Origin of the sequence: Pleurocapsa sp. PCC 7327 (genome assembly GCF_000317025.1) — a bacterium.
Taxonomy (GTDB): Bacteria; Cyanobacteriota; Cyanobacteriia; order Cyanobacteriales; family Microcystaceae; genus Hydrococcus.
In genome coordinates this window covers 2,690,260-2,716,859 of sequence record NC_019689.1, presented here as the reverse complement: position 1 = coordinate 2,716,859, position 26,600 = coordinate 2,690,260, and the positions used below count along the sequence as shown (strand labels likewise).

The window sequence follows — 26,600 nt, the reverse complement described above, 5'->3', positions numbered from 1 at the left end:
GATCGCTTTGTAATCTTACTTTAATGTGTGGTTTAAGAAACTCTACAAATTTTAAATAAAAAATCAGTATTAATGGTAATTCATTTTACCTAATCTTTCCATTGCTGATATGGATATTTAGCTAAGTTGGAATTGTAATATCTTAGATCTCCCGTTACTTCGCGAGCAATCCAATCTGGAAAGTCAATTATTTGACATTCGCTTTCTAGTTCAACTTCTGCCAGAATCAATCCTTTATTTTCTCCTAAAAATTCATCTACTTCCCAGACTAGATTGTCTAGCTTAATTCTATATCTAATCTTTTCAATTAACGGGCGATCGCACATCGTATCTAGCATCATTTTGGCATCTTCAACTGGGATAGAATACTCAAATTCCTCTCTGGCCATCCCTTTCGTTTTTCCTTTAATGGTCAAATACCCATTTTCGCCAGCGATTCTCACGCGAACGGTTATGCCATTAACTGTAGAAATATATCCTTGGCGATAAACTTTTCCAGTGCCTAAAGAACGCCAAGAATCTCCTTTGACCAGAAACTTTCGTTCGATTTCAGTTGCCATTTAATGAATTATAAATTATGAATTATGAAAGATGAAAGAGAACTTTTCACCTCTATAATTATAGGAAAATAAGGAGAAGAAAACATGAGTTATAGAATGGATCGCCGTGCCTATGCAGAAACCTATGGACCAACAGTAGGCGATCGCGTTCGTTTAGCAGATACAGAATTATTTATTGAAGTCGAACAAGATTATACGACCTACGGCGATGAAGTCAAATTTGGCGGCGGGAAAGTTATCCGCGATGGCATGGGACAATCTCCGATTTCCCGCGACGATGGCGCAGTCGATATGGTGATTACGAATGCTCTCATTCTCGACTGGTGGGGAATTGTTAAAGCCGATGTCGGGATCAAAGACGGTAAAATTTACAAGATAGGGAAAGCAGGCAATCCCTATATTCAGGATAACGTTAATATTATTATCGGACCCGCTACCGAAGCCGTTGCCGGAGAAGGCATGATTCTCACGGCGGGAGGCATTGACGCTCACATTCACTTCATCTGTCCCCAACAAATCGAAGTTGCGATCGCGTCTGGTATTACTACTATGATAGGTGGCGGCACCGGATCCGCTACGGGAACTAAGGCTACAACCTGTACTCCTGGCGCATGGAATATTTACCGGATGTTGCAAGCGGCAGATGCTTTTCCTGTCAATTTAGGATTTTTGGGGAAAGGCAATAGCAGTCAACCCGAAGGACTAGCAGAACAAATCGTCGCAGGTGCGATAGGATTGAAGCTACACGAAGACTGGGGAACTACTCCAGCAGCGATCGATACTTGCTTGTCTGTCGCAGATGAATACGACGTGCAAGTCGCCATTCATACCGACACCCTTAACGAAGCAGGATTTGTAGAAACTACCATCGCCGCTTTTAAAAACCGCGTTATTCATACTTACCATACCGAAGGCGCAGGAGGAGGTCACGCACCCGATATTATTCGCGTCTGCGGCGAAGCAAACGTACTTCCTTCCTCTACAAATCCCACTCGTCCTTACACCGTCAATACCCTAGAAGAACACCTGGATATGTTAATGGTGTGCCACCACCTCGATAAAAGCATTCCCGAAGATGTTGCCTTTGCCGAATCTCGCATTCGCCGGGAAACCATTGCCGCAGAAGATATCCTCCACGATCTTGGTGCGCTTAGCATAATTTCATCCGACTCGCAGGCGATGGGAAGGGTGGGAGAAGTGATTATTCGCACTTGGCAAACCGCCCATAAAATGAAGCTACAGCGAGGGAAGCTGACAGAAGAAGGAAAAGAAACCGATAATTTTCGTGCTAAACGTTATATTGCCAAATATACAATTAATCCTGCGATTACCCACGGTATTGCTGACTATGTGGGTTCGATTGAAGAAGGAAAATTAGCCGATTTATGTTTGTGGCGACCTGCCTTTTTTGGCGTGAAACCAGAAATTGTTATTAAAGGAGGGTTCATTGCTTGGTCGCAAATGGGGGATACTAATGCTAGTATTCCTACCCCTCAACCCGTACATATGCGTCCCATGTTTGGCAGTTTTGGCGGCGCGATTGCAGCAACTTCGTTAACCTTTATTTCTAAAGCGGCGTTGAAAGCAAAAATTCCCGAAAAAATTGGCTTGCAAAAACCTGCCGTGGCAGTTTCTAATATCCGCAATTTGAGTAAGCGAGATATGAAATTAAATGATGCTTTGCCAAGGATAGAAGTCGATCCAGAAACCTACGAAGTGAGAGCAGATGGTGAGTTGTTAACCTGCGAACCTGCAACGGTTTTACCCATGGCACAGCGTTATTTCCTTTTTTAAATCTAAATCAGTTAGCTTGTTTTTGTCTTTGCAAAATCTGGGGATTTTTTTTTCATAATCTGGTGAAGATTTGAACTGGTGTTGTCAAGACCAAGTTAGAGGACATCTGAAAAGTCCATTTTGTCATTCTGAGTTCAGCAAAATGTAACGAAAAATCTCTGTTTGGAGTTGATGTACTAATACCATTTCTAAAAAAGAACTCTACAGATGCTTGATGAAAAAGCCTTACACCCAGAGCGGCTGACTAATTGATAATTCGCAATTCGCCATTAAAATCTAAAAACATTGAATTTCTAGCTAGAATCCATCTCTATTTCCTAATTGCGAACTGATAATTGCCAACCGACGCGGACTCTCACGAAGTGGAGGAGCATCGGCGAATTGCTATAAGATGTTGAGCGGAGCGATCGCTCCGCTCAACATGACATTCCATACTTTTAGGACAATCGGCTGGTAATAGAAAATCCATCTCTACAGAATCTATCTCTTGGCTTGCCTGTATTCTATGGAAGTGATTGAGAGATATTGACGAAATAGTCTCGCGAGATGGCTATGACTAAATGTAAATATTTTCAAAATATGTAGTTTTTGCTACAGAAAGTTTTATGATAAAGGTGTATAGAAGGAGGCAGGATAATGTCTATTGAAACACAAGCTCGCGCTCTCCTGATGCGCCACCACAGAGCGGTCGTCAATCGCGAACAGTCAATGCTTCTTCGGATCGTCAACGAGCTTGGTGTGGACATTGACGTGACGCACTATCACAGCCACATTCAAGGTAAAACTCCCTCAGAGTTTAGTGCGGGTTACGATCGCACTCATGCTTCTATGAGCTAGATGATATAACAGTCAGCACCAGAGTAGGAGGAAGATATGGGATCTTGGGAGTCTGAATCCTAAAAGTCTAGGCTGACAAAAAATTTATTTTTCGATTGTCTGACTTCGGCATGGACGCATCTATTAGTTTTGCAAAATGCTCAAGGGGTGAGGCAAATGTCACTGCTGAGGGAACGAGTGTGCCATCAAGAATCAAAAGCTAGGCAACTAAGACGAGGCAATCGAGTGGCTCGTTCTTCAAGTTCTCAATCCCCTTGTGGAGGTACCTTTAGACTTTTATCTTCCCAAGAGCTAGAGGCAGTTTTACAAGAATTAAGAGGATGGAGCCAAACAGAGGGAAAATTGCATCGTCAGTTTCGCTTCAGTTGCTTTGAAAAAGCATTGGGATTTATGTCTGGCTTGGCGTTAGTAGCTGAGGCAATGGGGCATCGCCCCCAAGAGTCGAATATTTACGATCGCGTTATGGTTGACCTGACGACATCAGAGGCTGGAGGGATTACCGACCTAGATGTCGAAATAGCCCGAAAAGCCGATGAATTGGCTTCTCAGCTCAAATCATTGGGATAGAGGCACGCTAAATTAAGCGAATTTTATACATAAATCATTTTTCGCGTCATTCCCCTATCAACAAGTCTATTAGCTCCCGTAATAAAAAAATGCGCTCGCTCATTTATCCTCGATGCGATCGCTAATTTTCCCCTTTACTGCTGAAATCGCAACCACGCGCGGAGAGGCAAGATAATTTCTAGCCGTCGGATCGCCACTGCGTCCCTTAAAGTTACGATTGGTGGCATAAATCCCCGTCTCTTCTTTGCCTAAAACTCCAATTCCGGCATTGATGCAAGCACCGCAGCCAGATTTGAGAACCTGTGCGCCTGCTTGTTCTAAGATATCTAAGTAGCCCAATTCCTGAGCTTTTTGACGAACCTCTCCAGAAGCGGGAACGACAAACAGACTTACTCTAGGGTCAACTCTGCGCCCTTTAAGCACTTCAGCAGCTTGGGCCAGATCGAAGAGTTTTCCTCCCGTGCAGGAACCGATAAACGCCCGCGTAATAGGAACTTCACCCAATTCCCCAATACTGACCACGCGATCGGGTTTTTGCGGACAGGCAATTTGCGGTTCTAGACTACTGAGATCGAATCGATAAATTTCTTCGTATTCTGCATCGCGATCGCTGGTTATTACTTCAAATTCCTCTTGCGTGCGACTTTGCACGTACTTAAGCGTCACTTCATCGGAAGCAATTAAACCGCATATCGCCCCGCACTCGATCGCCATATTTGCCAGAGTCATGCGTTCGTCGATTGGCAATTGCTCGATAATACTGCCCCGAAATTCGATCGCCTTTCCAGTTGCCCCATTGCAGCCGATTTGACCCAGGATAAAGAGCATAATATCTTTAGCGCCGATCTGTTTGGGAAGCGTTCCCGATAATTCAAACAGCAACGTTCCTGGAACGCGAATCCACATATCCCCAGTTGCAAAGAGATTCGCCATGTCAGTCGTTCCTACCCCAGTAGAAAAGCAACCAAATGCCCCATAGGTGCAACTATGAGAATCCGTCCCTGCAATAACCATCCCTGGACGGATGAAGCCTTTTTCTGGTAGGAGAACGTGGCAAATACCTGCCGCTTCGCCTGGAGAAACCACGTCTAATAGATGGCAACCTTGCTCTCGTGCAAATTGCACCATTTGTTGATGCATCTTCGTTGCGCCTTCATCTTTCCTGATGTCGTTAATTTGAATGAAATGATCGGCAACTAAAACAACTTTATTTGCATTCCAGACTTTCGCATTCTCTCCAAAATGCTGGTAGAAAAGTTGAGCGACTGGCCCTGCAATGGCATCGTGGGACATTGCCAAATCGACTTTGGCAAAAATAACCTCGCCAGGTTGGACGAAAGCATTGCCCGAAGCACGGGCAAGCATCTTTTCTGCCATCGTCATCGATCGCGCTGGCGTGAGACTTTTGGGTACAGAAACTTCACCTCTCAGACGTTTTTGGTTGAAGGTAATTAAACCGCCTGCCCGCGCGATCGCATCTACGACTGGATTCTGTTGGCTATCCCCGATAATTTCTAATGATAGACCGATATTGATACTATTGCGATAGAAAATTTCTGCAAAAGAACGAGCGCGAACTTTTTTAATTCCTGCTACTTTGATAGCAATTGGAGCAAATTCTCGACTAGAACCGCAGCCAAAGTTATGTCCTGCCTCGATGATATCGTATTCTAGCAGCTTCCCTTCTCCTATTAGATGTTCGAAGGCATAGCGTGCTAAATGGGCGGGATCGGCATTGGTGCCGCGTTTGGCTGGGATAATATCATCGGTGTTAATATCATCACCGAGTATTAAAATTTTCTCTGAGATATTCACCACTCCTCACCTAAAAATCAAAAGCCATTTTATTTTTTTATTATCATATTTATCGGAGTAAATTTGTCAATAAACATAGATTAATTATCCAGCTAATAACTTACAAATATATTTATAGAGCTATGATTTCAAAATGCGATCGCAAAGTCAACACCTTATCAAAAAAGAAGACAAGATAAACTAGCGATAGCCCGGTTATAAGTCTGTAAGGAAGATTTAGCAAGTCTATTTGATTTGTGAAAAGTAGTGCGATCCGCCTTTTTGGGCGCTGCGCTTTGCGCAAACGTCTCGCTCGCGACTCCTGTTGGTCGCACTACAACATGATTTTACGATTCATTTAGAAACGCTGTAGAATTGAAAGCTCGTTTACAAATAACTCGACTAATTCCTCCGTATTGACTAAAATTTCTTTGCCTTGAGGCGCTAAATCGGCTGTTCGGTATCCTTTCGCCAAAAGGTTGTCTTGTGCTTGAATCAACATTTGTGCGGATTCCTCTTCACCCCATTGCTGAAGCATTAAAATAATTCCTGCCAGCGTTCCGAGAGGATTAGCAATTCCTTTACCCGCAATATCCGGTGCCGTACCGTGAATGGCTTCGTACATTCCAAAGCCATTTGCATTGAGACTGGCAGAACCTAGCAATCCAATCGAACCAACTATTGCTCCGCCAAGATCGCTAAGAAGATCTCCAAAAAGATTGCCAGCTAAAATCACATCGAAACGCTGGGGATTGATGACTAATTGCATCGCCAAGTTGTCTACTAGCATGGGTTCTACGACTACGCCAGGAAAATGTTCGGCTTCTTCTTTCACGAGATGACTCCACGGTAAATGGGGCAATGCATTTTCCTTATGAGCAACAGTCAGTAAACCTTTGCGACTTCTAGCTTTTTCGAGAGCAACCCTTGCTATCCGTCTTATCTCCCAGTCGTAGTAGCGCATGGTGTGATAACCATAAGTACCCCTCTCATCTTCGGTGCGTCCAGAAGCCCCAAAATAGATCCCGCTTGTCAATTCTCGCACGAAGAGGATATCTACTCCTTTGAGTCGTTCGGTTTTGAGTGGCGATTTGACGAGCAAACTGTTGAAAGTGCGAATGGGACGAAGATTAACGAACAAATCGAAACGTTTTCGTAACTCTAAGAGTCCTCCCCTGGATACTGCACCAAACAGAATGCCATCAGACCTCTCGCACAGTTGTGCTGTTTCTTCTGGAAAAAAGTTTCCACATGTCTCTAAAGCTGGTTCTCCAATGAGTCCATAATTTACCTCAACAGAAAATCCTTTGAGTCGAGCAACCTGTTGAAGAATTTTTAGTGCAGCTTCTACGACTTCTAGTCCAATTCCCTCGCCTGGAAGTACTGCTAGGCAATATTGATGAGTCATCAAGTGTTCGTAGACTTAATCTCAATTGCGTCGATCTCCTTTTATTTATATTTAGATCTTGCAGCAGTGGCAACAACCGCTTTTGTAATGAATTTCCTGGTCGATCGAAAAAGTCTTCTAAAAGAGACCCAATAGGAATTTCAGTCGATTTTCATCGAGTTGAGCTTTGAGCCTAGAACTAAAGTTCTAGGCTTTGATGCCAAACAGATCGCATCTCTACATCGCGATCGCATATATCGCATATATTGTTTGACGAAGGCTTTCCGTGCTATTGAGAGGTTCGTTTCAATTGGCGTTGGGAGATTAGTTGAGCTTCGCGCAGGATGAGGGGTTCGACGGCGGAACTAAAGACAGCCACAAAGCCTTCTTCTGTCACTCTTTTAGCCAGCTCTTGCACGACTTTTTCGGTCATCTCTTCAACGGCTGTTTTGACTGCGATATAGGTGGCAACGTTTTTCGCCAGTTCGAGCGATTTAATCAGTTCGGCGTAGGTATACGTATGTCCTGGTTTAACCAATTCCTCTAGCCTTTTACAATCCAGGATATATTGCATCTGTCTGTGCGCGATCTTCATCCGTAACGCTTCTAGCCTTTCTTCCCCATTCATCGAAATTCTCCTAGCGCGTTTTATTAAACTGATTTCAACTGCATTTATCCTATGGATTCAACTAGGAAAAAACATCTGATAAATGTCACGAATTCTGTATCGACGAACTAGATATGTTTTCTCTGACTTTCAACCATCACTAGGTAATTGTCTCCATGATTTTTGTCATGGTTGAGAGCGACGATTAATTCAATGCTCAAAAAATTTAGAGCGATCGAAACAATAGTGCTATAGTTTCATAAATTTCGAGAATGAGCCTGGCGATCGCCCCTCTATCTAAAAACGCGAAAACCTTATGCTAAAGAAGGTTTTCATTAAATCGGAGCGGCGGGATTTGAACCCACGACCCCCACTACCCCAAAGTGGTGCGCTACCAAGCTGCGCTACGCCCCGATGCCTGCGACGATTTTTTAGTATACACTCTGTTACCGAAAATTAGCAAGCAACTCGCGTTCAAAATCCCTTCAGCGTTCGCGCAGCTCGTACTAACTCTGCCACAGCTTCTGCCGACCAATACCCCTCGCAACAGCGACCTTGATTGAGAATCAAGCGCAGAGAATAGGCGTGGGGATAACCTTCTACTTCCATCCAAAGGCGATCGCTTTCTGCTTCGCAGGCGATTTTCTCCTCATCCATCAACTCATCAGCCATGCAAGTCATCATCTGGGTCAGTTGCTCGAGCAAGCAACAAAAATCATTTAACTCGTCTTCGGTTAACTCGATCGCCCAATCCTCGCCGCCTACTAACCCTTTGTAAATTTCTGCGTTGGGATTCCAACCAATACGCCAACCATTTCCCACTCTCAACAAGCGATCGCTCATGGCTGGAGTAATTGAGAATCGCCCGGTTTAGACATCGAAGGACTAGAGGAACTTGGCACAGAAGGAGATTGAGGAGCGGGTTTGGGCGAGGAATTGGAATTTGGATTGACATTGGGAGTTGGCGGGTTTGGCTCGTTCGCTTTGTAGGCGCTAACTAAGGCATCGACTAACTCATCTCTCTGGCGACGATTGAGATGGCGAATGGCTTTGACATCGTTTTCCATCGGGTTAGTTTTTAAACTGCTTTGCCCTGGATAGCGATCGGGTTTGATAGGCTCGTTAACCCCTAAATAATCCGCTAAGGTGAGTTTCCAGTCTAGCCGAAAGTTAGTCTGACGCTTTTTCAAATCTTGGTGATAGCGCACCAAACGAGTTATTAGGGTGTTTTGTTCGTCTACCTTTCCCGTGTCCCGACGAAGGTATTGATTTTCTTTAGGGAGGTTGGGAAGACGCTGATAAACAGTAGCAGCAACGGATTCGGGACGCATGGTTTGAGCCGCGACTGGCTGCGAGCCAAACCCGATCGCGATTCCCCTCTGTTTGAGGTATCCTACTCCCAGAGCCAATACTAACCCGACCACAATAGCTAGAACTCGTCGCCGCATTGGTTTGGCTCGTTGCATAGATTGATGCTTCCGTAGCGCTTTCCAGAGCATTTTGTCTAGTTTTAGTCGCCGATGATTTCTGGTTGAGTGAGTTCGTCTGACATTTCGATGATGGCACGAATAGCAGGTTTCATCATCGGATCGTCAATATTATCAAACTCTTCATACCGACGACGTTTGGCTCGATTGGCAACTTGAACGGTGATTCGATAGCGGTTAGAGGCAGCCTTTAATAACTCTTCAGCACGGTACATGATCTGGGATGAGTCAAACGAGTGTCGCTTTTGCATAAAGATTCGGTACTAAAAAGTGACGCTTTTTTGGTGTTTTCTACAGATCAGTTTAGCTGAAATGCGATCGCGACGGCTTCCGTATAGCTGCTGCCAAGATTTTATTGTTGAGTACGGCGATCGCTCCATATTAGGTACGCAAAACTAGATTAGCCAATTTCATTAGCTGCATTATTCTTATTATCAGAGGTAGATAGTTCGAGCGAACAATCAAACAAAACCTTAGTCGGTCTTTAAATCTTTGAATTGGAGGTGGAAAATATGTCGCTTATGCGCTGGGAACCTTTCCGAGAAGTTGAAGCACTGAAAAGAGAAATGAATCGCTTGTTTGATACGCTAGCTCCTACGACTTATCCTAATGGTGAAAGAATTAGTTTATCTCACGTGCCAGCCGCAGAAATGACAGAAACAGCTGATGCAGTTCACCTGAAAGTAGAAGTTCCGGGTTTGGAAGCCAAAGACATCGACATCGAAGTAACTGCTGAGTCCGTCAGTATCAGCGGCGAACGCAAATCCGAAACCAAGACTCAAGAAGAAGGCATGACTCGCACAGAATTTCGCTATGGGAAATTCCGTCGCGTAATTGCCTTGCCCACTCGTATAGAAAATACGAAGGTGATGGCTGATTACAAGAACGGCATCTTGCATCTAACGCTACCAAAAGCGGAAGCACAAAAGCAAAAAGTTGTCAAAGTTAATATTGGTTAGAGATACTCCGCTTTTTTGATAACGGCGTCTCCTCTAACTTCGACCTTCAAAATACGGGGGAAGGGGGAAAGGCGAGTGTAGATTGATTGGTTCCTTTATACTCACTCTCTCCCCTTTGCGCTACTTCCGCAAGAAGTCTGTTGGCTATCGAGTTTCATAGGCACGAATCATTGCTTGAGTCCCTAATGCTTCACCTTTGCCCCCATCTAATTCGCTAACAATTTTGAACAGATGGTTAGCTAACTCTACACCTGGGAATTGTCCTTGCCAAAATTGCATCGTTTCTTTTACCAAACGCAAATCTTTGAGAATGTGCCGAATCGCAAAACCCGGATCGAGATCGGAGGCAATGATTTTCGGACCCAAATTTGCTAGCGCCCAAGATCCTGCCGCTCCCGTACTGCAAACTTCTACAACTAGGTTGGGGTCTATGCCTTGTCTTTTAGCCATTTCTAGCGCTTCGCATAATGCCACCATATGCACGGCTGCTAGAATTTGATTGCATAATTTTACGGCTTGACCGCTGCCTATCGGTCCGCAGAGGCGAATGGTTTTTCCCATCGCTTCAAAGGCTGGCTTGCATTCCTCAAAATCTTTTGGCTCGCCGCCTACCATAATCGTAAGGGTTCCTTTATGCGCTCCAAGATCGCCGCCAGAAACAGGAGCATCAAGGAAGCGCAGGCGATGTTTTTGCACCTCCATACCGATTTGGCGAGCGGCATTGCTGCCGATAGTGCTCATATCTACAATGAGGGCACCGGGTTGGGCATAACGAACGACTCCTTCACTGCCCAGAATAACGGCTTCTACATCGGGAACGTCGCCGACGCAGGTAAAAATTATCTCGGCGGATTCCACAGCCTCTTGAATAGAAGCGGTAATTGTTGCGCCTGCATCAGCTGCGATCGCAATGGTAGGACGATTGGGGGTACGATTCCAAGCACTAACGGAAAATCCTTTGCGTACTAGATTGGCTGTCATGGGAGCACCCATAACGCCGAGACCGAGAAAGGCAATTTTTAGATTCATGGGAATTAAGCTTTTTCTACCACAATAAACGCTATCTAATTGCCAAGACAATCCGAGCGATCGAGGTCGGGAAAAACGGAGTGAGCGTAAATTGAAATCCTTTACAGGCAGTAGAAACGTCGCATGCAATGTCTCATTGCCAACCTTATAAACCATAAAGCCAGACGATCGATAATGGCGTAAGAATCGTCAGGATTAAATTGAGAGGCAATCCCACACGAGTAAAATCTAAAAACTTATAGCCACCCGGTCCATAAACCATCGTGTTTGTCTGATAGCCAATTGGGGTTAAATAACTATTAGAAGCAGCAAAAGTGACGGCAAACATGAAAGCCAGCGGATTGAGACTGAGAGTTTTTGCTACTTCAACCGCTATGGGAATCATCAACACGACCGCAGCATTATTTGAGAGAATTTCTGTCAGAAAAGAAGTAGCCAAATAGAAAAAGGTTAAGATCCAAAATCCAGAAAGATTTCCTCCAATAGATACCAAGCCATTAGCCAACCATTCAGTTGCACCCGATTTGTCCATTGCCGTTCCTAAAGGAATCAATCCAGCTAAGAGAAAAATAATATCCCAACGAACGGCACCATAAATTTCGCCCGGTTTGAGACACCCCGTAATAATCATCAATGTAACGCCAACTAAACTCGTCACCAAAATAGGTTGCCAATCCAAAGCAGCAACGATAACAACACCTAAAATAATTGCCAAAGCAATCCAGGCTTTATTTTGTCTGAGATTTTCCACATCTCTTTCTTCTAAAACCAAGAGTTCGCGCGTTGTTTGCAAACCAATAAAACTTTCCTTCGGTCCTTGTACTAATAATAAATCTCCAAATCTTAAAGGAACTTTTCCTAACCTTTCTCTGAGTAACTCTTCTCCTCGGCGAATAGCAAGAACCGTGGCATTATAACGCTGTCGAAAACGCAAATCTTTCAGCGTAGCTCCAATTAAACGAGAATTAGAGAGAATCAAAACTTCAGCAATTTTCTCTTCTCCCGTGTCGAGTTCGCTTTCTAAAGAACCATTGCCAAACTTAACATCAGCTAATATTTCAACGCCCCTTTCATCTCTAACTTTGAGTAACTCTTCTCGCCTGCCTCGTACTAATAAAATATCTCCAGCCGATAATTTTTTATCGGCTAAAGGTTGAGGAAAATGGTTGCCATTGTGAATAATTTCTAATACGGATAGATCGAATTTACGTTGAATTCCGCTTTCTCTTAAAGTTTGTCCGATTAGACTAGAATTGGGCGGAATAGTAATCTCACTAACATAATCTTGAAGCTTGTAATCTTCACTCAAATGACCGCTGCTAGCTGGTTTGCGTTCGGGAAGCAGTCGAGGGGCAACTATAGACAGATAAACTAAACCAACTATAAAAGTAATCAGACCTAGAGCGGTAAACTGAAATAAGTTAAATTCTCCATATCCTAATTTTTTAGATACGCCGCTTGCCAGAATATTGGTAGAAGTTCCAATCACTGTAATCATTCCTCCTAAAACAGTGGCATAAGATAGGGGAATTAACAGCTTTGAGACAGAAATTTTTTGTTTTTTGCACCAATCTTCAACAATAGGAAGAAAGACAGCAACAACAGCCGTGTTATTGATAAATGCCGTGATCGGTCCAACAATCATTCCCAAAACAAAGATTTGCTGAGTCGGACTTTTTCCTCCCCATTTCATTAATAAATCGCGAACGATTTGAATAGCCCCCGTGCGCGTAATTCCGGCACTGAGGATAAACATTGCCATAACGGTAATGGTGGCGGAATTGCCAAAACCAGCAATGGCTTCATCTGGCGTAACCAATCCCAATAAAACTAAAACGATCGCAACGATAAGAGCGGTAATATCAATCGGCAACCACTCAAAAACGAATGCAATTAAAGCTGCTGCGACAACACCTAGTGTGAGAACAATTTCCATACAGTTTCAAAAAAATCCTTAATTCGATCGCTTTCAGAATATAATTAACTTTAAGCTGCGATTGTATCACATTTACAGGTTACTAAAAAGATTGCGTTTAATTCCTAATTCCGAGCGGTTTGGCTTGCTAGGATAGAAATGTTATCGATTCCCAAAAATATCTATGGCACGTAGACCTCGCTATTCTCCTCCGCGTTCTACCTCTTCTCGATATCCAGCTTCGGAACCATCGGAATCGGGCGGATTGTTTAAAAGGCTTAACTACGCTTTAGTAGCCCTCTTAGGCGGTATTTTTGTTTTGGGAATCGGCGTTGGCATCGGGTTAAGTTCGACGACAACGGTTAACCCTGAAAACGTTGCCTCCCGCGATTTTATCGATCGCAGTGCTCCTAACCCCGAACTGTGCGTTCAATACGGGGCTAGTGCAATGGTTACAGATATGCGCGTTTTCGTCACTTTAAGCCCATTCAGCGTCTACGTAACCCAACCGACCATGCAGCCGGGATGCGTTTTACGCCGCAATAACTGGGCTATTTTAGAGCAACGAAAATTAGTTAATTCCCAACAAGTTAACGAATGCAAAAACCGAATGAATACTTTTGGTTTTACAGGAGTCCTGGAAAGCAAACCCAGAATTGATTGTATCTATCAAAACGATTCGGCAGGAAATCTCTTTCTCAATCAACCAGGTGCAGGGGGGTCGCCATCTGAAACCGAGAATTTTTAAGTTAAGATAACACCGGAGCGATCGCACCCAGAAATTCTTCAAAGTTCTAGGGGCGATCGTTTTTTATTGCACAATTTAACGGTCTCATTGAGGTTGTAGAACCGCTGCTATGCTCTCGTTTCAGAGAAATATGGTTGCTAGCGAATAGAAAGGCTAAACTAGCGATCGTTTGATTTTTTAGCAGAAATATCTAGATGCTCGACAAAAATACTCTCTTTTTTGTTTTGTTAGTCTTTATTCCTATCTCGATTGCTGCTCATTTTCTAGAGTGGGGAGAAACGCTGGTTTTTATTACCGCAGCATTAGCGATCGTTCCTTTAGCTGCTTTTATGGGAACGGCAACCGAAGAAATTGCTGTTGTTTTAGGTCCCAATTTAGGAGGACTCCTAAACGCTACGTTTGGCAACGCAACCGAATTAATTCTGGCGTTTATCGCCCTCAAAGAAGGATTGATCGATGTCGTCAAAGCCACTATTGCAGGCTCGATTATCGGTAATTTGCTCCTAGTCATGGGGTTTGCCATACTGTTGGGAGGATTGCGTTTCAAAGAGCAGACTTTTCAACCGATAGCCGCCCGAATGAATGCTTCTTCAATGAATTTGGCAGTTATTGCCATTCTTTTACCGACTGCGGTGGAATACACTTCTAGCGGCATTGGCGAAAAGATTCTGCAACAGCTATCTGTAGCCGTAGCAGTGGTGTTAATTGCAGTTTACGGGCTAACTCTATTGTTTTCTATGAAAACTCACTCCTATCTCTACGATGTAGGAGTGGCAGAATTAGAACCAGAATCGACAAAGGAAACTCCCGAAACGATTGAAGAATTAAGATCGGGCATTAATATCTGGTTTTGGATCGGCGTTTTGCTAGCCGTTACGATCGGCGTGGCGGTGGAGTCAGAATTATTAGTAGAGTCCCTCGAAGTCGCTACCTCCGAATTGGGGCTGACGGAACTGTTTACAGGGGTAATATTTCTGCCGATTATCGGTAATGCTGCCGAACATGCAACAGCAGTCACCGTTGCCATGAAAGATAAAATGGATCTTTCGATGTCAGTTGCAGTCGGTTCTAGCTTGCAGATTGCCTTATTCGTTGCTCCTGTGCTAGTGATTGCAGGTTGGGCGATCGGTCAACCAATGGATTTAGACTTTAATCCCTTTGAATTGGTTGCGGTAGTGGTAGCTGTCTTGACGGCTAACTCGATTAGTTCTGATGGTACGTCAAATTGGCTGGAAGGAACGCTATTACTGGCAACCTATACCGTTTTGGGACTTGCTTTTTACTTCCATCCAGTTTAGAGATTATGGCAAAATTTCTTTGATTACAGCATCCTGCCAGGGCTGCAAGGCTAAGTCTAGCTCTGGCATGTAAACTGGCGAGGTCAGCAGTTCGGCAAACCAAGTAGTCATGGCAATGTTATCGGCAACTATCCAGAAGTCAGTCGGAATGGAGCCATCGATATGCCGACTCAAGACTCCAAACCCCAATCGCTGGCGACGATATTGCCAGACTGGAGCATCTTGTTTGAGCCATCGGTCAAAACGATCGGAACGTTCCATACTCGCCAACAAGTTTCGTTCTATCTCGGCAGGCAATTTGGTTTTGGTAGCAAGAATCCATGCCTGTCGGAGTAAATTGGCTCTTTGAGAAGGATTTGCCCAAGCTTGAATAAGCATCATTTCTGGAGAGGAAGGGGGTTGGGAGAGAATTGCTTGGGGAGATTTTCCCTCGGCAAGCGCCAGGATTGTTTGACTGAGGGGCGTTTTATATGCCTCCCAGTCGGCGCGAGCAGCTTTTAAATTTCCTTGCCACCAGTACAACCCGCCGCGACTGCGATGTAAGTAAGCGTTCATTTCTTCCGATTGAGAATATTTTTGCAACAACTCCTGGTAGCGGGTTGCCATGCGATCGAGAACTTGAGAATAGATAGGTTGCAATCCTTGCGATCGCCAGACGGGACTGGTAATAAATAACGGATCGCGCAGTCCTTCTAGAGAAAAGGCTTCTATTGCTAAATCGGCTTTTCTTTGCCCCAATAGACTCAATCCCAATCCAAACATCACGCCGCGTTTGGCAGGAACCAGTCGTGCGGCACGGGCAAATGCTTGACTGGCAGCTTTCGGATCGCTTTGCAGCAACAACCAGCCGAGATTGCTATAGCCAAATTCTTGGTAGGGCGAGATAGTATTTCCTTTTTGCAGCCAAGCGATACTCTCATTGAATAACTGTTGTCGTTGCCGAGGATCGTTAGTTCGCAAGGCAAGATCGCCGAGATTCCAACCTAACTGATAGAGGTAATAGGGTTCCCAGGGCACCAGTTGATGTGCCCTAGTTAAGCGATCGACAAATATCTCGACTTTCTCCTGACTGAGTGCCAGAAACCCCTGGCTAGACAGTTGCCAGGCACGATGAATTGGAATTAGCCAAATGAGGGCGGTTAGGAGAATGCCAAATCCAACGTAAAACGGGAAGTTAAATTTTGACTTCTGTGGAGATTTGAGATATCGAGTCTCTAAATCTGACTTCTGACTTTTAAATATCGAGGCAATGCAAGCTAGATAAATGACGATCGCGCCGCTAATGGCAACGTTATCTAATTGGTAATCCGTTAGACTCATCATTCCATAAACGAGTAATCCGCCATAGAGACTCCACAGGAGAATACGATCGCCGTGCGCTATGGGAGTCTGACGCAACTGATGCCTGACTAGCCAATAAACGAGCAACGCGATCGCGCCCAATACGGGAATAATGCCCCAGATGCCCAACTCCGCCCAGAGGTGAACCGGGGTACTATGCAACTGATAAGCCAACTCCGATTCTCGTCCCGCCCAGATGGGACGGTATTTTTGATAGGCAAAAGGAACGCCGCCTATCCCAATTCCCGTCCAAGGGCGATCGCTGCCCATCTGCCAGCCCAGCGCAGCGTTAATCAGGCGATAGGCAAGTTCTCCTCCGCCTGGATTTTGGAGGATTGCCACGATTAAGGTGCGAAGGCGATTATTGGCAAAGACAAGCAATAACAGCAGGGCGATCGTTGCCATTCCTCTCGTAGCAAGCCAAAGTTTGGGAATTCGACTGCCGAATAATAAAACCCCTAAACCAAACAAACAAAGGGCAAATAATCCCAACCATCCACCCCTAGAACTGGTACTGTAGAGGTCTAATAAACCCAAACCAATGGCTACCAGCCACAAATAGCGCCGCCATCCTACACGAAGAATACTCAACCCTGCGAACAAGGGTAAGATTAGCATCAAATAGCCAGCCACATAGTTTTGGTGTCCCAGGGGTGCCCAGTTGCGTAACTCCAGAACCGAAAAATCAAACGGCAAATTAACGCCATATTGCTTAAGCGACTCTAGACGCGCTAATTCCGGCATTAAAGTTTGCGTCGTCCAAAGGCTAAGGCTGATAATGACAAAGAACAAACCCACATACCCTAGCGTCGCTAGGACGCGATCGCGGCGATCGGAATTATCTAAATAATTATTTAAAGCGTATAAAGCCGCTAGAAAACATAACGCCCACCACCCATACCAACGCGCTTGGTTCGGAAATTGGGCGAAAATGCTAGAAATTAGCAAGCCAATTATGCCCAACCCGACGCACCAATCTAAGCCATTGCCCAGCGATCGCACTCGTCTCCAGTGCCAAAGCTGCCACAGTAACCAAAGTACCGGACACAGCAATCCGATCTGCCAGATAGCCACCCACGGCCATTTGACCGTTAAACTGTGACTGTCTGGCAGTAAGGTAAAAAGTCCATAAAAGCAAGCTGTTAGTGAGGCTAACAACCGTCCCTCAGCTCTAGATTCTGACATGCTGCTCTGCCTAAATCAAAAATCTATTTTTACTATTTTGCTAAGTTTTGGCTACGATACGCGCGATTCTTTGTAACTAAAGCGCAAAGCCAGAAAAATTTAAATTACTTAACGTTAAAATTGCTTTTTTCTGCTATTATTTGGCTAAATTTATCCAAAGAATTCTCTAGTTTTTGGGATTATTTGCCAAGTCATTTAGATTGAATTGAGAGGAAATCGCTCTAAAAATCTCTTGACTAATTGTGTAAAATTCTCGATGGAGATATGAAAGTTGCATACCCAAAGAATATTTGAACAATCGATACCTTGGAAAGAGCTATTGAATTATCTCTTTTTTGGAGAAGATAACAACATAAGATGGCGCAAACTGTTATTTGCCCTTCGAGATCGCAAAACAACTATCGTAATTCGCAACTACTGCATTGTCCTAGGATGTGTGACGCTTTTAAGCTTGGGGTTAGCAGAAGTTTACAATCATCCTTCTAGAGTCGCCCAACGAGATCGGTTAAATAACTACGGTTACTTCATCGGTGCTGGTTTAGTCGATTATGCGAACAGGGCTATTTATCGATAAATTAGTCGCTAGTCGAAGTCAATTGGCGATCGCTTCGATAGAATCGTAGATAAGCTGCTCTAGAATAAATGAAACCATGGGCAATCGCAGCAACGAGCCATCGAGCGCAAATCCTTGCGCGATCGCCACTTCCCAATCTCCCATCTTCCAAATGCGCGATGTTAGCAAGACCTATCAAATGGGAGAAGTGAAAGTTCAGGCACTTAAATCGGTTACTCTCGACCTTTATGAAGGAGAATTGGTCGTCTTACTCGGTCCTTCCGGAAGTGGAAAGTCAACTCTGTTGAATATTCTCGGAGGACTCGACATTCCTTCCGGGGGACAAGTAAAATTCCGCGACTGGGATCTCACTAAGGCAGACGATCGCGCCCTCACCTACTACCGCCGAGAATATGTGGGTTTTGTTTTCCAATTCTACAATTTAATTCCTAGTCTAACCGCATTAGAGAACGTCGCCCTCGTCACCGAAATTGCGACTCGTCCGATGCGCCCTAGAGAAGCGCTAGGATTAGTAGGACTCGACGAAAGACTAAATCACTTTCCCGCCCAACTATCAGGGGGAGAACAGCAAAGAGTTGCGATCGCTCGTGCCATTGTCAAACGTCCGCAAGTCTTATTGTGTGACGAACCGACAGGCGCATTAGACTTTCAGACAGGAAAGCTTGTCTTAGAAGTATTAGAGAAAGTCAATCGGGAATTGGGAACGACTACTGCGGTCATTACTCATAATGCCGGGATTGCAGCAATGGCAGATCGAGTGATTACTATGCGCAGCGGTGAAATAATTAAAATACAGTGCAACGAGACTAAGAAAGCGCCTGCCCAGTTAGAGTGGTAATACCAATTCACAATTCGCAATTATCAGTTCGCAATTAGTCAGCAGCTCCTGGTTGAGTGACAAAACTCAAATCGCCCTCACCCCAACCCCTCTCCCCGAGCGGGAGAGGAGCTTTCAACTTAAGATTTTTGCCTGAAGTCCCTTCGCCCCTTGTGGGAGAAGGGATTTAGGGATGAGGGGACAAAGATTTGTCAGTCAATCAGCAGCAGCTCTATTGTCAATTGTTCTGGTCAAGTCAAGAGCCTTTCTACTGTTACTTTAATATCTGGAAAAGCGATCGGTGAAAGGTTTCCTCGACTCAATTCTTGTTCGAGCGAATAGTCACCTTCTTGTGGTTCTCGAAATACAGTAATTTTTCTACTTTGTAAGTCCAAAACCCAATATTCTTGAATCTCAGCAGCAGCATAGATTGATTTCTTAAGTTCCAAGTCTTTTTTCAGGCTAGTCTGAGCTACCTCAACGAGAAAAAAAATATCTTCTGGATTAGGATGGCGAGCGTCGTATCTCGATTCTGGCGGTCTAACAATGGCGATATCTGGTTCGGGTTCCGAATCGGACAAAGTTATCGGTCCATTAAAGCGAACTTCGGCTCTACCAGCTAGCAATTCCTCCAGATATCTTGCTCCTCGTTTTGCCGTATTGTAATGAAGGGGCGTTTCTGGACTCACTTCAATAATCTCACCAGCTAGTAACTCCAGGCGGCGATCGCGCAAAACCCCTGCCTCAATCATTCGATGGTAATCTTCGACCGACCATTTGGCTAGGATTTTCATAGTAGTTTGCCAACTTTGCGGCGATTTACTAGCAATCGATCTAATTTTAACTTTTAAAATTCAAGAGAAAAAATCGAAATGATTTCTTGGTAATGTATGCCCTCGACCTGAAACTACTACGCGAACTCTGGCACTTGCGGGGTCAGATTATAGCAATAGCTCTGGTTGTCGCCTGTGGGATCGCTAGCTTTGTCCTAGCAATGAGTGCCTATAATTCCCTACAATTGACTCAAGCCACCTACTATGATCGCTATCATTTTGCCCAAATTTTTGCCTCCCTTAAACGCGCCCCAGAAACGCTCAAAACGCAAATTACAGACATTTCAGGAGTTGCTCAAACTCAAACGCGCATTGTTGTAGATGTCACCCTCGACGTTCCAGGTTTAGAAGAACCCGCGACGGGAAGACTGATTTCAATTCCAGAACGCCGCGTCTCCATGCTCAACGACTTGTTTATCCGCCAAGGACGCTACATTGAGCGGGGGCGAGGAAATGAGGTGCTAGTCAGCGAAGCCTTTGCCGAAGCCAACCAATTGAACTTAGGCGATACAATTGGTGCCATTATTAACGGTCGCTGGCAAAAGTTGCGGATTGTCGGGATCGCCCTTTCCCCAGAGTACGTTTACGAGGTGCGCGGGGCGGGAGAATTGTATCCCGATAACAAGCGTTTCGGAATTATTTGGATGGGACGAGAAGCATTGGGAAACGCTTTCGATCTGGATGGGGCATTCAATAATGTTACTCTCTCCTTGAGTCCGGGGGCGCGAGAAATTGAGGTCATCAATCGCTTGGATCGCTTATTAGAACGCTACGGGGGATTGGGGGCTTATGGACGCAAGGATCAGGTGTCTAACAGAATTATTTCTGATGAGATTAGAAGCCTGGAAGTCACCGCCACTGTTGTTCCTTCGATTTTTTTAGCGATCGCAGCTTTTCTCCTTCACGTCGTCCTCTCTCGTCTGGTAGGAACTCAAAGAGAAGAGATTGCCGTCCTCAAAGCCTTTGGCTATAGCAATCTCGCCATTGGCATTCACTATCTAAAATTTGTTTTTGCCATTGTCAGCGTCGGGGCTATTGTGGGTATATTGGTCGGTCTTTGGTTGGGCAACGGACTGACGCGACTTTATGCTGAATTTTTCCGCTTTCCCATTTTACGCTACGAAGTCGGCTCGAATTTACTCATAACTGCAATTTTAGTCAGTTTTACAGCCGCCGCGATCGGTGCAATTGTAGCAGTACGGCGGGCAATTTTCTTACCCCCAGCAGAAGCCATGCGCCCCGAATCCCCGGCTCGATTTAAACCGACAATAATTGAAAGGCTAGGACTACAGCGTCTTTTTTCGCCTGCAAGTCGCATTATTCTGCGCAACCTAGAACGCAAACCCATCCAGGCTTTTCTTTCTATGCTAGGGATTGCCGTAGCAGTGGCGATTCTAGTGACAGGGCTTTATTTCCAAGATGCCATAACTTATCTGATGGCGGTGCAATTCCACACTGTTCAGCGAGAGGATATAACCGTTGTCTTCAACCAACCCTGCCCCGCTCGGACTCGTTACGAAGTGGCTCATTTGCCTGGAGTTATCCGTTCCGAACCATTTCGCCTGGTGCCCGTGCGCCTGCGCTTCGAGCATCGCACCTATCGCACTGCCTTAACGGGAATCGATCCAAGAGGGGAATTTCGCAGCTTGATTGACAAGAATTTGTACTCGGTTTATCTGCCTGCCGATGGGGTGGTACTGACTGCGAAACTGGCAGAAATCCTCGGCGTGACTCCAGGAGATACTTTAACCGTCGAGGTATTAGAAGAAAGTCGTCCCGTGCGTCAAGTTCCGGTGGTGGGATTGGTGGACGAACTTATCGGCGTTCAAGCGTATATGGATATCGATGCTCTCAACCGACTGATGCGAGAAGGACAAACTATCTCTGGTGCTTATCTAGCCGTCGATCCGTACCTTGCGAGCCAGCTTTATTCTCGCCTAAAACGCATCCCCGCGATCGCAAGTTTTTCGACGCGCGAAGCAATTATTAGAAGTTTCGAGGAGATTAGCGGCAGGAATCTGCGCGTATTCACTTCAGTTCTGGTCATTTTTGCTTGCATTATTACCTTTAGCGTCATCTACAACGCGGCAAGAATCGCTCTCTCCGAACGGGGACGAGAATTAGCTAGTTTGCGCATTATCGGGTTTACTCGCGCTGAGGTTGCCTTTATTCTGCTAGGAGAACAAGCAATTCTCACGTTGTTTGCTATTCCCATTGGTTTTGGATTGGGATATGGATTGGCTGCTTTAATGTCTTTTGCCTATGATTCCGAGCTTTATCGTCTGCCTTTAATTATTACGAAATCTACCTATGCTTTTACTTTTATTATCGTCATAGTAGCGGCTTTTGTTTCTGGGTTAATTATTCGCAGACAGAGCGATCGCCTCGATTTAATTGCTGTTTTAAAAACTAAAGAGTAGGAAAGTATCGAGTCTAAAGATAGGTATCGACAAGTTCAAATCATAATACTGTAGTGGGTGCGCGTAGCATGCGCGTGAGCGCATACGTCCCGCTCGCGACTCCTGTTGGTCGCACTACGGGTTATTGTGGTCGTTCAACCGGACTTGATATTAAATGTAAAGACAACTCGCCACCTAACCATAACAAACTGTAACCATCGGCTGGCAATACCAGTTGGCAAGCTTACGCTGGAAGTATAGAGGGAGTGCCACCCGAAAACTATGAAGTACTTACCTCAAAAGCTTGTTTACCTGATTGCCGGACTCGGTATCGCTACCTTAGTCGTTTTCTCGTTCCGTCCCGCACCCATTCGGATTGATATGGCAACAGTCAAGCGCGGTTCTTTGCAAGTAACAGTAGATAGCGAGGGAGAAACCCGCATTCGCAACCGTTACGTAGTTTCTGCGCCCGTGGCAGGGCGGCTGGCTCGCCTTAACCTCAAAGAAGGGTATAAAGTAAATAAAGGCGCATTAATTGCCCAAATCGATCCCCTGCCTCTAACGGCTCAAGTCAGAGAATCTCAAGCACGGCTGCGGGAATGGCAGGCAGAACGCGCGGGAGTGGCAACCTTGCGACCGAAAGCGGCGGCGCTAGCTCAAGCCCAAGCACGCATCAGAGCGGCAGTGGCAGCCGAAAGAGTAGCAGAGGCGAAAGTAAGGCAAATTGAAGCGACACTGGCGCAGGCAAAACGCGATCGCGATCGCGCCCAACAATTACACGCTCAAGGCGCAATCTCCCGTCAAGAGTTTGAAAACGCAGAACTTTTAGAAATCTCCCGTGCTAAAGAATTGGAAGCAGCGAAACGAGAAGTTGACAGTGCAGCGGCAGAAGTCGCAGCCGCCCAAAAAGAACTCTCCATTCTGCAAGCAGAACAGCGCGATCCCGATTATTTGCTTGATGTCTACGATGCTCGCATTGCCAGCGTTCGCGCCGAACTAGAGAAGCTAGCCGATGAAGCCAAACGTACCGAAATTCGCGCTCCTGTTGATGGCTATGTCCTGCGAGTCCTTCAGGAAAGCGCTAGGTATGTAGAAGCAGGAACGCCTCTGTTGGAAATAGGCAATCCTAAAGACTTAGAGATCGTCGTCGATTTGCTCTCTAGCGATGCAGTAAATGTAAAACCTGGGGCAACGATGCTAATCGAACATTGGGGAGGAGAGCAAGCTTTAAAGGCTAAAGTACGATATGTAGAACCATCTGCTTTTACGAAGGTTTCAGCGCTTGGAGTTGAAGAACAACGGGTGAATGTGATAGCCGATTTTGTCAATCCTTCCATTCCCCTAAGCGATGGTTACCGAGTGGAGACGCGAACTGTGGTTTGGGAAGGAAAAAACGTACTAATCGTTCCTTTAAGCGCACTTTTTCGCTGTGATAGGCAACAGAATGGCTCGGATTCAAAGGCTTGGTGTACTTTTATCGTGGAAAACAACCGAGCCAGAAAACGCGAGATAGAAATTAGTCAGCGCAGTAGCTTTGAGGCAGCAATCAAACGGGGACTCCAAGTAGGAGAAAAAGTCATTCTCCATCCGACCGAGCAAATTCAGGAGGGACAAAGAGTAGAATCGCAGTGAGTGTGTTAGTAGTTAGTCTGTAGTAAAACCAACTACTAACTATTAACCACTACCGACTACCCGATCGCTCGGAATCAGAATTTTCTAGCTGTTGCCAATCTTCTCCCAATTGAATGGTGATATCGGAGGCTAGAGAACCCGTACTTTCCACTAATACTTCGCCAAAGCCCAATTGAGCGTGAAGGGCTGCGGCACCGCCATCATCTCCCATTTGAGCAACGATGCGACTAACTTTCAAAGGTTCTTGCCAGCGATCGCTGACGTAAACTCTACGATAGCCAGCTTCTTTGAGATAGCGAACTATCGCTCGTACTGCCTCTGGATTATCGGTACTATCTTGAATCGCTATTCTCAAAGACGTCGGATCGACCTCTTCAGATTCTCCGTACTCGCTAGCATTCTCAGGAGTATGGTCGAAATACTGAGTAGCGATTTGCTGAATGCGGCGTTTGCTGGGCAGCCAGTAGCTTACTTGTTTCCTGCCATCTCCGCTAAACTCACCGGGTAGCAAAACCATTTGCACGTTCGAGCGCTTTGTTTGCGCGGCATAACCCGCAAGGGCAGCTAGTTCCTCTAGAGTCAAATTGGTATCGATATGGGATTGCACGACCCCAAGTATGTCTGGTATCTTCAGCAACGTTTGCGGCTTGAGTGCTTGTTCGACAAGCGCTCTCATAAAAGTTTGCTGGCGCTGCACTCGCGAAATATCTCCGAATTGGTCGTAGCGAAAACGCAAAAACTGAACGGCTTTTTCTCCGTTGAGGTGCTGCTTTCCTTTTTTCAGATTGATATAGAGATGCTGGCTGTCGTCTTGATATTTCATATCTTTGGGAACGTAAACCGTCACTCCTCCCAAAGCATCGATGAGTTTTTCTACCCCTTGGATATTAACTCTCACATAGCGATCGATCGAAACTCCACCCATGAGTTCGCTTACCGTTTCTGCTGCCAAAGCGGGACCGCCGTAATAATTCGCTTCATTAACTTTTCTCACTCCGTATCCTTCAATCCGCGCTTGTGTATCGCGAGGAATTGAAAGCACGGTCAATTTCTCGTTTTCAGGATCGAATCGCAGCAAAAGCATGGTGTCGGAAAGTCCTTTAAAAGAGTTAACGAGCGCGTGATATCCTAAATCTTCCTGCGGCTTTTCGTGTTCTTCTAGATCGGAAGTCAGAACTTTAGTCCCCATCACTAAAATATTGACCGGGCGACTTAGTTGCGGCAAGTTCAAATTTTTGTAGGAAATGGTTTTCTCTTGGTTGAAAACGGCGGCTTCTTCTGGCGATAGTTTGCTTTGTTTTAAAGGCGTTGAGGATAAAGAGACAGCCAGAATTGCCCCAGCAGTTGCCGAAAGCAATGCTACGCCAGTTAATCCTAAGCCAATTAATAACCAACTTGCTCGAAATTTTTTGCCACTTGCATTTTTAATTCCATTAACACTCACAGGTCGCTCGATATTATGGGCTGACACAGGCTATCTCACACCTCAAAAAAATATAGTTACTTTTAGTATGCGGTTAAAAGTTAGCTAATAACCATTGGCTGAGGCAATCCAGCTCATTAGCTTGTTAATATCTTAGTCATGCAAAGGTTGGTTTTCGGATAAGTCATTATAGATTGTTGACTCGTTTAGTTAGACTATTCTTGGGACGCATTGTGTTCCTGAATTTTTGTGCGATCGCATTCTGAGTCTGAAAAAAACTATTTTTCACCCTAGGTTTTTGGAAAGCGAAATCAATGGGGAAGCGCGTCCATCATTAATGGAATAAAATGATTTTCTAGGTTATGGTTTTGTGTAATTTGCTTGATGCCTAAAGTTAGTGTCTGTATTCCTACTTACAATCGCGCCGACTTTCTGACTTATTCGGTTAATAGCGTTCTCCAACAAACCTATCCCGATTTTGAACTGATTATCTGCGATGATGGCTCTTCGGATAATACGTCGGAGACTGTATGTCAGTGGCGCGATTCGAGAATTCGCTATATCAGGCAACCTGAAAATGTTGGCAGAAGCCGAAATATGCGCTCTGGTTTCGATACGGCTGCGGGAGAGTATTTTATCAAGTTTGATGATGATGATGGGCTGACTCCTGAGTTTTTAGAGAAAACTGTCGCTATTTTAGATTCAGAACCTTCGGTAGATTTTGTTTGTACCAATCACTGGATTATCGATCGCAATGGCAAAAGAATTGAGTCGGTTACTCAGGAAAATTCTGCTAGGTGGGGAAAAGATAAACTACAACGGGGAGTAATCCCCGATTTGATGTGGCAAACTTTTTACTATCAAAGCTTGCAAGTCGGTTCGACTCTATTTCGTCGCGCTTGTTTGCAAGAAGTCGATTATATGCGTCCCGAAGCAGATGGTTGCGAAGATTTCGATCTGTTAGTCAGATTAGCGATCGCTGGAAAACAAGGCTATTTTTTACCAGAATTTTTAATGGAATATCGCTTCCATGGCGGACAAACTAGCTTAAAACAAAACCTTCATTTCTTAAAATCCAAGGTATTTTGTATCGATAGCTACCAATTTCCCGATGAAAACTTAGAACGACAGCGCCTTGTCAAATTAGCCCAGACCAAACTAGATTTAGGGTTAAGAGCGATCGAAAATGGAGACCCTAAAGAGGGACGAAAATTACTCCAACAATCCAATCAAGTATTAGGACGTTCTCGTCGGGCTACATTAGGTTTATTCTTATCTTATTTACCTTTCAGTTTGCGACAAACAGCTTTTCAAAGTTTTCGCCAACTGCGCCCTAAAGATTATACCGAGAAAGTCCGAAAATCCGTTGAATAAGTTGAATAAGTCGAAGTAGGATTAACTGAGATCTTGCACC

23 protein-coding genes and 1 tRNA gene are annotated in these 26,600 nt (G+C 45.0%); 11 read left to right on the top strand and 13 right to left on the bottom strand.

Annotated elements, in window-relative coordinates:
* Positions 1 to 89: 89 nt before the first annotated feature.
* Positions 90 to 560, bottom strand: a complete 471-nt coding sequence (locus PLE7327_RS12075; protein ID WP_015144110.1) for a CYTH domain-containing protein — start codon at positions 558 to 560, stop codon at positions 90 to 92.
* 84 nt (positions 561 to 644) lie between these two features.
* On the opposite strand from PLE7327_RS12075, the gene ureC reads away from it, so the two are divergent.
* From ureC to PLE7327_RS12060, 3 genes are all read left to right on the top strand, one after another.
* Entirely contained in the window at positions 645 to 2,354 is a 1,710-nt protein-coding gene (gene ureC / locus PLE7327_RS12070) for an urease subunit alpha (RefSeq protein ID WP_015144109.1), read from the top strand.
* 636 nt (positions 2,355 to 2,990) lie between these two features.
* Positions 2,991 to 3,191 (top strand): hypothetical protein, encoded by a 201-nt coding sequence (locus PLE7327_RS12065; protein ID WP_015144108.1) that lies wholly within the window; start codon positions 2,991 to 2,993, stop codon positions 3,189 to 3,191.
* A gap of 156 nt (positions 3,192 to 3,347) precedes the next feature.
* Complete coding sequence (locus PLE7327_RS12060; protein ID WP_144266117.1) at positions 3,348 to 3,758, top strand: 4a-hydroxytetrahydrobiopterin dehydratase; 411 nt, start codon at positions 3,348 to 3,350, stop codon at positions 3,756 to 3,758.
* Positions 3,759 to 3,857: 99 nt separating this feature from the next.
* Here PLE7327_RS12060 and PLE7327_RS12055 read toward each other — a convergent pair whose 3' ends face one another.
* From PLE7327_RS12055 to PLE7327_RS12025, 7 genes are all read right to left on the bottom strand, one after another.
* Positions 3,858 to 5,573, bottom strand: a complete 1,716-nt coding sequence (locus PLE7327_RS12055) for an aconitase/3-isopropylmalate dehydratase large subunit family protein (RefSeq protein WP_041392084.1) — start codon at positions 5,571 to 5,573, stop codon at positions 3,858 to 3,860.
* Between the two features lie 337 nt (positions 5,574 to 5,910).
* Positions 5,911 to 6,960: an isocitrate/isopropylmalate dehydrogenase family protein gene (locus tag PLE7327_RS12050; RefSeq protein WP_015144105.1), complete on the bottom strand. Its 1,050-nt coding sequence runs from the start codon at positions 6,958 to 6,960 to the stop codon at positions 5,911 to 5,913.
* 268 nt (positions 6,961 to 7,228) lie between these two features.
* Positions 7,229 to 7,567 (bottom strand): hypothetical protein, encoded by a 339-nt coding sequence (locus PLE7327_RS12045; protein ID WP_015144104.1) that lies wholly within the window; start codon positions 7,565 to 7,567, stop codon positions 7,229 to 7,231.
* A 319-nt stretch (positions 7,568 to 7,886) separates the two neighbouring features.
* Positions 7,887 to 7,960: transfer RNA gene (locus PLE7327_RS12040), tRNA-Pro, on the bottom strand.
* Positions 7,961 to 8,020: 60 nt separating this feature from the next.
* Positions 8,021 to 8,389: a DUF1818 family protein gene (locus PLE7327_RS12035; RefSeq protein WP_015144103.1), complete on the bottom strand. Its 369-nt coding sequence runs from the start codon at positions 8,387 to 8,389 to the stop codon at positions 8,021 to 8,023.
* On the bottom strand, positions 8,386 to 9,012 hold the full coding sequence (locus PLE7327_RS12030) for a hypothetical protein (RefSeq protein WP_015144102.1): 627 nt from the start codon (positions 9,010 to 9,012) through the stop codon (positions 8,386 to 8,388). Before PLE7327_RS12030 ends, PLE7327_RS12035 begins: the two co-directional genes overlap by 4 nt.
* A gap of 44 nt (positions 9,013 to 9,056) precedes the next feature.
* Complete coding sequence (locus PLE7327_RS12025; RefSeq protein WP_015144101.1) at positions 9,057 to 9,284, bottom strand: DNA-directed RNA polymerase subunit omega; 228 nt, start codon at positions 9,282 to 9,284, stop codon at positions 9,057 to 9,059.
* Between the two features lie 261 nt (positions 9,285 to 9,545).
* Here PLE7327_RS12025 and PLE7327_RS12020 point away from each other — a divergent pair, with 261 nt between their 5' ends.
* On the top strand, positions 9,546 to 9,992 hold the full coding sequence (locus PLE7327_RS12020; RefSeq protein WP_015144100.1) for an Hsp20/alpha crystallin family protein: 447 nt from the start codon (positions 9,546 to 9,548) through the stop codon (positions 9,990 to 9,992).
* A gap of 144 nt (positions 9,993 to 10,136) precedes the next feature.
* Here PLE7327_RS12020 and PLE7327_RS12015 read toward each other — a convergent pair whose 3' ends face one another.
* Both PLE7327_RS12015 and PLE7327_RS12010 read right to left on the bottom strand, forming a co-directional pair.
* Positions 10,137 to 11,021: an NAD(P)-dependent oxidoreductase gene (locus tag PLE7327_RS12015; RefSeq protein ID WP_041393208.1), complete on the bottom strand. Its 885-nt coding sequence runs from the start codon at positions 11,019 to 11,021 to the stop codon at positions 10,137 to 10,139.
* Positions 11,022 to 11,166: 145 nt separating this feature from the next.
* The gene (locus PLE7327_RS12010) at positions 11,167 to 12,957 is read right to left on the bottom strand and encodes an SLC13 family permease (protein WP_015144098.1); all 1,791 of its coding nucleotides are present in this window, start codon (positions 12,955 to 12,957) and stop codon (positions 11,167 to 11,169) included.
* Between the two features lie 163 nt (positions 12,958 to 13,120).
* Here PLE7327_RS12010 and PLE7327_RS12005 point away from each other — a divergent pair, with 163 nt between their 5' ends.
* Both PLE7327_RS12005 and cax read left to right on the top strand, forming a co-directional pair.
* Positions 13,121 to 13,684 (top strand): DUF3172 domain-containing protein, encoded by a 564-nt coding sequence (locus tag PLE7327_RS12005; protein WP_015144097.1) that lies wholly within the window; start codon positions 13,121 to 13,123, stop codon positions 13,682 to 13,684.
* 194 nt (positions 13,685 to 13,878) lie between these two features.
* The gene (gene cax / locus PLE7327_RS12000; protein ID WP_015144096.1) at positions 13,879 to 14,982 is read left to right on the top strand and encodes a calcium/proton exchanger; all 1,104 of its coding nucleotides are present in this window, start codon (positions 13,879 to 13,881) and stop codon (positions 14,980 to 14,982) included.
* A 3-nt stretch (positions 14,983 to 14,985) separates the two neighbouring features.
* Here cax and PLE7327_RS11995 read toward each other — a convergent pair whose 3' ends face one another.
* A complete protein-coding gene (locus tag PLE7327_RS11995; RefSeq protein WP_015144095.1) occupies positions 14,986 to 17,508 on the bottom strand; it encodes an O-antigen ligase in 2,523 nt (840 codons plus the stop codon).
* A 319-nt stretch (positions 17,509 to 17,827) separates the two neighbouring features.
* On the opposite strand from PLE7327_RS11995, the gene PLE7327_RS11990 reads away from it, so the two are divergent.
* A complete protein-coding gene (locus tag PLE7327_RS11990; RefSeq protein ID WP_041392080.1) occupies positions 17,828 to 18,082 on the top strand; it encodes a hypothetical protein in 255 nt (84 codons plus the stop codon).
* Positions 18,083 to 18,158: 76 nt separating this feature from the next.
* The gene (locus PLE7327_RS11985) at positions 18,159 to 18,920 is read left to right on the top strand and encodes an ABC transporter ATP-binding protein (RefSeq protein WP_015144093.1); all 762 of its coding nucleotides are present in this window, start codon (positions 18,159 to 18,161) and stop codon (positions 18,918 to 18,920) included.
* A gap of 230 nt (positions 18,921 to 19,150) precedes the next feature.
* Here PLE7327_RS11985 and PLE7327_RS11980 read toward each other — a convergent pair whose 3' ends face one another.
* Complete coding sequence (locus tag PLE7327_RS11980; protein WP_015144092.1) at positions 19,151 to 19,693, bottom strand: Uma2 family endonuclease; 543 nt, start codon at positions 19,691 to 19,693, stop codon at positions 19,151 to 19,153.
* A 92-nt stretch (positions 19,694 to 19,785) separates the two neighbouring features.
* Here PLE7327_RS11980 and PLE7327_RS11975 point away from each other — a divergent pair, with 92 nt between their 5' ends.
* Both PLE7327_RS11975 and PLE7327_RS11970 read left to right on the top strand, forming a co-directional pair.
* Positions 19,786 to 22,152 (top strand): ABC transporter permease, encoded by a 2,367-nt coding sequence (locus tag PLE7327_RS11975; protein ID WP_015144091.1) that lies wholly within the window; start codon positions 19,786 to 19,788, stop codon positions 22,150 to 22,152.
* A 261-nt stretch (positions 22,153 to 22,413) separates the two neighbouring features.
* Positions 22,414 to 23,763 (top strand): efflux RND transporter periplasmic adaptor subunit, encoded by a 1,350-nt coding sequence (locus PLE7327_RS11970; RefSeq protein WP_015144090.1) that lies wholly within the window; start codon positions 22,414 to 22,416, stop codon positions 23,761 to 23,763.
* A gap of 49 nt (positions 23,764 to 23,812) precedes the next feature.
* Here PLE7327_RS11970 and PLE7327_RS11965 read toward each other — a convergent pair whose 3' ends face one another.
* Positions 23,813 to 25,234 carry an LCP family protein gene (locus PLE7327_RS11965; protein WP_015144089.1) on the bottom strand — a complete coding sequence of 474 codons (1,422 nt, stop codon included), beginning with the start codon at positions 25,232 to 25,234 and terminating at the stop codon, positions 23,813 to 23,815.
* A 336-nt stretch (positions 25,235 to 25,570) separates the two neighbouring features.
* On the opposite strand from PLE7327_RS11965, the gene PLE7327_RS11960 reads away from it, so the two are divergent.
* Positions 25,571 to 26,560, top strand: a complete 990-nt coding sequence (locus PLE7327_RS11960; protein WP_015144088.1) for a glycosyltransferase — start codon at positions 25,571 to 25,573, stop codon at positions 26,558 to 26,560.
* Positions 26,561 to 26,600: the final 40 nt, after the last annotated feature.

Excerpts from the sequence above, each read along its gene's own strand:
- PLE7327_RS12025 (WP_015144101.1), bottom strand. The coding sequence starts at position 9,284 with ATGCAAAAGCGACACTCGTTTGACTCATCCCAGATCATGTACCGTGCT.
- PLE7327_RS11980 (WP_015144092.1), bottom strand. The coding sequence starts at position 19,693 with ATGAAAATCCTAGCCAAATGGTCGGTCGAAGATTACCATCGAATGATT.
- PLE7327_RS11970 (WP_015144090.1), top strand. The coding sequence starts at position 22,414 with ATGAAGTACTTACCTCAAAAGCTTGTTTACCTGATTGCCGGACTCGGT.
- PLE7327_RS12065 (WP_015144108.1), top strand. The coding sequence starts at position 2,991 with ATGTCTATTGAAACACAAGCTCGCGCTCTCCTGATGCGCCACCACAGA.
- PLE7327_RS12020 (WP_015144100.1), top strand. The coding sequence starts at position 9,546 with ATGTCGCTTATGCGCTGGGAACCTTTCCGAGAAGTTGAAGCACTGAAA.
- cax (WP_015144096.1), top strand. The coding sequence starts at position 13,879 with ATGCTCGACAAAAATACTCTCTTTTTTGTTTTGTTAGTCTTTATTCCT.
- PLE7327_RS12010 (WP_015144098.1), bottom strand. The coding sequence starts at position 12,957 with ATGGAAATTGTTCTCACACTAGGTGTTGTCGCAGCAGCTTTAATTGCA.
- PLE7327_RS11985 (WP_015144093.1), top strand. The coding sequence starts at position 18,159 with ATGGGCAATCGCAGCAACGAGCCATCGAGCGCAAATCCTTGCGCGATC.
- PLE7327_RS12035 (WP_015144103.1), bottom strand. The coding sequence starts at position 8,389 with ATGAGCGATCGCTTGTTGAGAGTGGGAAATGGTTGGCGTATTGGTTGG.
- ureC (WP_015144109.1), top strand. The coding sequence starts at position 645 with ATGAGTTATAGAATGGATCGCCGTGCCTATGCAGAAACCTATGGACCA.
- PLE7327_RS12075 (WP_015144110.1), bottom strand. The coding sequence starts at position 560 with ATGGCAACTGAAATCGAACGAAAGTTTCTGGTCAAAGGAGATTCTTGG.
- PLE7327_RS11960 (WP_015144088.1), top strand. The coding sequence starts at position 25,571 with ATGCCTAAAGTTAGTGTCTGTATTCCTACTTACAATCGCGCCGACTTT.
- PLE7327_RS12005 (WP_015144097.1), top strand. The coding sequence starts at position 13,121 with ATGGCACGTAGACCTCGCTATTCTCCTCCGCGTTCTACCTCTTCTCGA.
- PLE7327_RS12030 (WP_015144102.1), bottom strand. The coding sequence starts at position 9,012 with ATGCAACGAGCCAAACCAATGCGGCGACGAGTTCTAGCTATTGTGGTC.
- PLE7327_RS12050 (WP_015144105.1), bottom strand. The coding sequence starts at position 6,960 with ATGACTCATCAATATTGCCTAGCAGTACTTCCAGGCGAGGGAATTGGA.
- PLE7327_RS12060 (WP_144266117.1), top strand. The coding sequence starts at position 3,348 with ATGTCACTGCTGAGGGAACGAGTGTGCCATCAAGAATCAAAAGCTAGG.
- PLE7327_RS11995 (WP_015144095.1), bottom strand. The coding sequence starts at position 17,508 with ATGTCAGAATCTAGAGCTGAGGGACGGTTGTTAGCCTCACTAACAGCT.
- PLE7327_RS12015 (WP_041393208.1), bottom strand. The coding sequence starts at position 11,021 with ATGAATCTAAAAATTGCCTTTCTCGGTCTCGGCGTTATGGGTGCTCCC.
- PLE7327_RS12045 (WP_015144104.1), bottom strand. The coding sequence starts at position 7,567 with ATGAATGGGGAAGAAAGGCTAGAAGCGTTACGGATGAAGATCGCGCAC.
- PLE7327_RS11975 (WP_015144091.1), top strand. The coding sequence starts at position 19,786 with ATGTATGCCCTCGACCTGAAACTACTACGCGAACTCTGGCACTTGCGG.